We start from the raw sequence: 6,442 nt of genomic DNA, 5'->3' as shown, positions 1-6,442 counted from the left end.
CCGGAGGAGCCACCGCTGCGCAAGCTGTACCGCAGCGCCGAGCAGCCGTCCGTCGGCGCTGCGGTACAGCTTGCGCAGCGGTGGCTCCTCCGGGTCGGGGCTGAGGGAGCTGGCGGCTCGGGTGGTGGCGGCTGGCATGACCCGATCGTCACACGTGCGTACGGGTGGTGGCATCAGGGTCGGCCCCCACTTCGACCCTGAGAGCGTCCGGCCCGGAGAACCGGGGAGCCGGGGGCCGGGGCCGGGACGCGGAACGGCCCCCTCAGGGTCGGGCGGGCCGATCTCAGGGTTCGGCCAGGGTCGGGGCGGGTGCCGGACGGGCCCGGCGCCCGTCACCATGGAGCCATGACCGTTCCCCAGGATGCGCCGCCCGGCGTCGTACCGCCCCCCGGGCCCGGCCCGCGGCTGCGGCGCTCGCGGCAGAAGGTAGTGGCCGGGGTGTCCGGCGGCCTCGGCCGGTACTGCGACGTCGATCCGGTGATCTTCCGGATCGTGCTCGGCGTGCTCTCCGTGACCGGCGGTCTCGGACTGATCTTCTACGGCTTCGCGTGGCTGCTGATCCCGCTGGAGGGCGAGGACGAGAACGAGGCGCGCCGGCTGCTGTCGGGCCGGGTCGAGGGGGCGTCGCTGATCGCGGTGCTGCTCGCGCTGATCGGCTGCGGGCTGTTCCTGTCCATGCTGGGCAACGGCGGCACGCTGGCGTTCGCCGCGATGCTGTCCCTCGCGGTGCTCGGCTTCTCCGTCTGGACGCAGCACCGCAGGACGGCCGATCCGCAGGGCCCGCTGCATCCGGCGGCCGCGCAGGCGGTGTCGGACGCGCCGCCCGAGGTGAAGGCGCCGCCGCGGCCGGGAAGCCCGTCCTGGTGGCGGGACCCGATCGTCAAGGACGGCACCTCGGGGCCGGTGGGCTCCGGCTATCTGTGGGGGCCGCCGGACACGACTCTGGGCGGCCGGGCGGCCGGGCCGCCCGGGGCGACGGCCGATGCCCCGTTCCGGGCACCCCGGCGGTCGCGGGAGAACCCGGAAGCGACCTCGATCGCCGGGGCCGTCTTCCTGCTGGCCCTGCTGGCGGGCGTTCTGGGCGCGAGGGCGAACTGGGACTCCCAGCCGCTGGGTACGAGTCTGCAGAACGGCCTGACCGCCGCGCTCGCGGTGTTCGGGGCGGGGATGCTGGTCAGTGCCTTCGTCGGCCGGACCGGCTTCGGTACGGTGCTGCTCTCGGTACTCACCGCGGGCCTGCTGGCGGGTGCGTCCGTGCTCCCCGCCGACATCACCGCGCACTGGGTGCGCGAGGAGTGGCGGCCGGCCTCGGTCTCCGCGGTGCAACCACGTTACGAAGTGGGCTCCGGGGTGGCGGATCTGGACCTCACCCGGGTCTCCGTGCCGAAGGGCGAGACCCTCAGGACCCGGGTGGAGGTCGGTGCGGGTCGTGTCGTCGTGCACGTGCCGAAAGCGGTCACCGTGCGGCTGAGCGCGCGGGCCGGTCTCGGTGACATCACCTTGCCGGGCGAATGGCGAAAGGGCGACGTGGACATCAGGGCCTCGCAGAACGAGCACCGGACGCTGCGCCCTCCGTCGGGCGCCGTCCCGGCCGGCACCGTGGAACTCGATCTGGAAGTCGGCGTCGGACAGGTGGAGGTCGCCCGTGCTGCGTCATGAGATCCGGCCCGGACGAGCCGTGGCGGGCCTGGTGATGCTGGGCCTGGCGGCCGGATACGCGGCGGATGCCGCCGGCCTATGGAACGTTCCGTGGACGTTCTTCGTCGCGCTCTTCACCGGCGGCCTCTGGATCGCCGTCCTGACCACCTGGGTGGCCTACAGGATCCGGCGCCGCCGCGACGCGAGGAGGGCGTCCACGGAGAAGGACGCGGCCCCGCCCAGCAGCAGCGGCAGCCAGGCCATGAGGTAGGCCAGGTCGTTGCCGAGGTAGTACGGCTCGACCTGCCAGCTGACGGTCAGCCACAGGCTCAGCGAGATCAGCGCACCGCCGAGCGCGGCGACCCTGGTCCACAGGCCGAGGAGCGTGCCGATCCCGACGGCGAGTTCGCCGATCGCGATGGCGTGGCCGAAGCCGGACGGGCTCTTGAGCGCGAGGTCGACGAGGGCCGGGATCGCGGAGGAGTCCCGGACCGCGTTCATCGTCTCGCCGATGGAGCCGTTGCCGGTGGTGCGGAAGAAGGCGCTGTCGGTCAGCTTGTCGAGCCCGGCGTAGATGAAGGTGACCCCGAGGAAGATCCGCAGCGGCAGCAGGGCGTGCTCCCGCGCCAGCTCCCGCAGGCTCCTGGCCTCGCCCAGACCCCGTCCGTTCATGCCGTAGTGCATGGTTCTCCCGCCTTCCGCAGCCCCGGGGCGGACCACCGGGTCCCGCCCACAGGGCCATTCGACCCTCGCCGGACCGTTCGACCCGTCACCAGACCTTACGTAGACGGGGATGGCGTTGCTCACCGGACACCCGGCGAGTTCGCCGGACGGGCGCCGGACGGGCGCCGGACGGGACGTCACACGCGGTCGGATCCGCTGCCCCGGAGGGCCTCAGTCGGTCACGTCGATCTCGACCCGGTTCGACTCCGTCCCCGCGGCCGTGACCACCTGCACCTCGACCACCCCCGGCTCCACCTCCACCGGCACCGGCACCGTCAGCACCGTGTCGGTCGGGTTGGCGAAGCCGCCGGGGACCGGGATCAGCGGGACATGGACGTGGACCGGGCCGATCCGGACGACCACGCGGGCCAGCCGGTCGGGGGCCCCGGCGCCGGGCGGGACGAAACCCGCGCCGCGGATCTCGATGTCGTCGCCGGTACGGATCGGGGCGTCCAGATCGCCGGCCTCCCGGGCCCTGACCACCGACAGCACCACCGGCCGGCCGGACTCCGTGTACTTCCCGGCGAAGTACGCCGCCGCGGAGACGGCCACCAGCAGGGCCAGCCCCCAGGGCAGGTCGGGCAGCTGCTCGGGCCGCCGGGCCAGCCTGACCGCGGCGAAGAGCACGGCGACGGTGCTCACCAGCACGTACTGCACATCGGTGAAGCCGCCCCGCCCGGAGTCGTCGGTCAGCAGATCGGCGGCACGCGGCCGGTCGGCCCGCAGTTTCTGGAGCCGCCCGGACACCACCCGTACGCTCACCACCCGGCGTACCACCACGGCGATGGCGCACACCAGCGCCAGCACGCTCACCACCCCGGCGCCGCGCGCCAGGTCCAGGCCCTCGATCAGCGCGTCGCGCTGTGCGTGGCCGGAGGCGCCCGCCAGCTGGAGCGCGAGGACGAGTACGGAGAAGACCGCGAGCAGCACCCAGGACGCGGCGACCGCGCGGGAGGTGGAGAGCCGGTTGTCCTCGCCGATCAGCGGGGCGAGGAGGCCGCCGCGCGCCCGGTGGACGTGGGCGGCCGTGGTCAGCAGCCCGGCGGTGACGAGTCCGGCGACCAGGCCCGCGGTACGGGCGTGGGTCCAGCCCGCCCCGATCGCGGTGGCGGCCTCGGCGACCGCGAGCACGGCGACGGCACCCCACACGATGACCAGGGTGCGCTGCCACACCCGGTACAGCCAGGCGTCGCCCGCCTCCCGGCCGCGGTCGGCGACGGCGCGCGCCGACTGGGTCAGCTCGTCCGAGACCCACTGCCGGGTCGCGGAGGCGGACTGGGCGACCCCGGTGGGCAGCCCCTGACCCGCGGCGAGTTCGTCCCGCTTGGCCAGAAAGGCGGCCACCGCGCGCCGGTGTCCCTCGCGCGCTCCGTGCGGGCAGTCGCCGCACGTACAGCCACCGCCGTGCGCGCCTTGTCGTGCCTCGTCCAACGCCACGGAGAACGCCACCCTTTCCCGCCCCGGTACAGCTGTGGCTCAATCCAACTCAGCTGTGATTGCTGCGAATTGTGCCGTACCGGACGGGCTGCTCCCGCATCGGGGCGCATCGGGCGGGTGGGATCGTCAGAACGTTCGAGCGATGCGCCGCCACTGCGGCTGGTAGTTGATCCAGGCGACCAGGTCGCTGCCGAGCTGTTCCCGGGTGGTGACCGCGTCCCGGTGCTCGATCAGCACCGGCTTCCCGGCCGCCCGCGCGGCCAGCTGCACCTGGCAGGACCGCTCCAGCGTGAGGAACCACCAGGCGGCCGCGTCCACCGAGTCGCCCACGGTCAGCAGTCCGTGGTTGCGCAGGATGACCGCCTTGCGGGTGCCGAGGGCGGCCGCGATCCGGCGCCCCTCGTCCTCGTCCACGACGACCCCCGTGTACGCGTCGTAGAGGGCGTGGTCCTCGTAGAAGGCGCAGGACTCCTGGGTGATCGGTTCGATGAGCTCCCCCAGCGAGGCCAGCGCGCGGCCGTGCACCGAGTGGGTGTGCGCGACGGCGACGACGTCCGGGCGGGCCCGGTGGACCTGGGCGTGGACGGCGAACGCCGCCTGGTTGACGTGGTGGCTTCCCTCGACGACCTGGCCCTCCCCGTTGACCAGGATCAGCTCGTCCGGCCGCAGCCCCTCGAAGGGGGCGCCGAAGGGGTTGACCCAGAAGCAGTCGGTGAACTCCGGGTCGCGCGCCGTGATGTGCCCGGAGACGCCGTCCTCGTACCCGTACTCGCCGAACAGCCGCAGCGCCCCGGCCAGCCGTTCCTTGCGGTGGGCGCGCTCGTCACCGGCGGAGGCGTGCACGGGCGGCATCGCGAAGCGCAGCTGCTCCACGGGTATGGGTGCGGGCTCGGGCATAGCGGCTCCTCGGGGCTCCCAGGCGTACGGGATCAGTCGTACGGGATCGGAAGTTACCGCCGGTTGCCGCAGGTGACCAGAGGCATGGGTCATCGATTCGGGGCGGGGAGCGGCGATGCCGCCGACCGTGGGAACGGGCGGCGGCATCGGTACCGGCCTGTGCCGGGCGCTCCTACTCCCACTCGATGGTGCCCGGCGGCTTGCTCGTCACGTCGAGGACCACGCGGTTGACCTCCGCGACCTCGTTGGTGATGCGGGTGGAGATCTTGGCGAGGGTCTCGTACGGCAGCCGGGACCAGTCCGCCGTCATGGCGTCCTCGGAGGAGACCGGGCGCAGCACGATCGGGTGGCCGTAGGTGCGGCCGTCGCCCTGGACGCCGACGCTGCGGACGTCCGCGAGCAGGACCACCGGGCACTGCCAGATGTCACGGTCCAGGCCGGCCGCGGTCAGCTCCTCGCGGGCGATGGCGTCGGCCTGGCGCAGCAGGTCGAGCCGCTCCTTGGTGACCTCGCCGACGATGCGGATACCGAGGCCGGGGCCGGGGAAGGGCTGGCGCTGGACGATCTCCTCGGGCAGGCCGAGCTCCTGGCCGACCATCCGGACCTCGTCCTTGAACAGCTGGCGCAGCGGCTCGACGAGCTGGAACTCGATGTCGTCGGGGAGCCCGCCCACGTTGTGGTGGGACTTGATGTTGGCGGTGCCGGTGCCGCCGCCGGACTCGACGACGTCCGGGTAGAGCGTGCCCTGGACGAGGAAGGCGACGTCCTCGCCGGCCGCGCCCGCCTCGGCGACGAGCTCGGCCTGGGCCTGCTCGAAGACGCGGATGAACTCGCGGCCGATGATCTTCCGCTTCTGCTCCGGGTCGGAGACACCGGCCAGTGCGGTCAGGAAGCGCTCCTCGGCGTCGACGACCTTCAGCTGAACGCCGGTGGCGGCCACGAAGTCCTTCTCGACCTGCTCGGTCTCGCCCTGGCGCATCAGGCCGTGGTCGACGTAGACGCAGGTCAGCTGGGAGCCGATGGCCTTCTGCACGAGGGCCGCGGCGACCGCCGAGTCCACCCCGCCGGAGAGTCCGCAGATGGCGCGCTTGGTGCCGACCTGCTCGCGGATGAGCGCGATCTGCTCCTCGACGACGTTGGTGGTCGTCCAGTTCGGCTCGATGCCCGCGCCGCGGTACAGGAAGTGCTCCAGCACCTGCTGGCCGTGCGTGGAGTGCAGGACCTCCGGGTGGTACTGGACGCCGTAGAGCCTCTTCTCGTCGTTCTCGAAGGCGGCGACCGGTACGACGTCGGTGGACGCGGTGACGGTGAAGCCCTCGGGGGCGGCGGAGCAGGCGTCGCCGTGCGACATCCACACCGGCTGCTCGGCCGGGGTGCCCTCGAAGAGGGTCGAGCCGGTCTTGGAGACGGCGAGCGCGGTACGGCCGTACTCACGGGCACCGTTGTCGTCGACGGTGCCGCCGAGCGTGGTGGCCATCAGCTGGAAGCCGTAGCACATGCCGAAGACGGGGACCCCGGCCTCGAACAGCGCGCGGTCGAGCGAGGGCGCGCCCTCGGCGTACACGGAGGACGGTCCGCCGGACAGGATGATCGCCCGGGGGTTCTTGGCCAGCATCTCGGCCACCGGCATCGTGGAGGGCACGATCTCGCTGTAGACCCGGGCCTCACGGACGCGTCGGGCGATGAGCTGGGCGTACTGCGCGCCGAAGTCGACAACGAGGACCACGTCGGTGGTGGTGTCGGGGGC

At 72.9% G+C, this 6,442-nt stretch carries 5 protein-coding genes; 1 reads left to right on the top strand and 4 read right to left on the bottom strand.

Annotated features, from left to right (window positions below; genetic code table 11):
• Positions 1-345 precede the first annotated feature (345 nt).
• Positions 346-1,659, top strand: coding sequence for a PspC domain-containing protein (locus J1C73_RS34125; protein WP_207319743.1), 1,314 nt, complete (start codon positions 346-348; stop codon positions 1,657-1,659).
• A gap of 156 nt (positions 1,660-1,815) precedes the next feature.
• Here J1C73_RS34125 and J1C73_RS34120 read toward each other — a convergent pair whose 3' ends face one another.
• From J1C73_RS34120 to guaA, 4 genes are all read right to left on the bottom strand, one after another.
• Positions 1,816-2,322 carry a DoxX family protein gene (locus tag J1C73_RS34120; protein WP_124284813.1) on the bottom strand — a complete coding sequence of 169 codons (507 nt, stop codon included), beginning with the start codon at positions 2,320-2,322 and terminating at the stop codon, positions 1,816-1,818.
• Positions 2,323-2,532: 210 nt separating this feature from the next.
• Positions 2,533-3,798, bottom strand: coding sequence for a hypothetical protein (locus J1C73_RS34115; protein ID WP_207319742.1), 1,266 nt, complete (start codon positions 3,796-3,798; stop codon positions 2,533-2,535).
• Between the two features lie 126 nt (positions 3,799-3,924).
• Complete coding sequence (locus J1C73_RS34110) at positions 3,925-4,695, bottom strand: class II aldolase/adducin family protein (RefSeq protein WP_123461135.1); 771 nt, start codon at positions 4,693-4,695, stop codon at positions 3,925-3,927.
• 172 nt (positions 4,696-4,867) lie between these two features.
• The coding region (gene guaA / locus J1C73_RS34105; RefSeq protein WP_242645094.1) for a glutamine-hydrolyzing GMP synthase at positions 4,868-6,442 on the bottom strand (1,575 nt) is incomplete at its 5' end.

It is taken from the genome of Streptomyces laculatispora (genome assembly GCF_017353455.1).
GTDB classification, from domain to species: domain Bacteria; phylum Actinomycetota; class Actinomycetes; order Streptomycetales; family Streptomycetaceae; genus Streptomyces; species Streptomyces laculatispora.
Note: the sequence above shows the minus strand (reverse complement) of the source record. Positions and strands in the feature narration are given on the sequence as shown.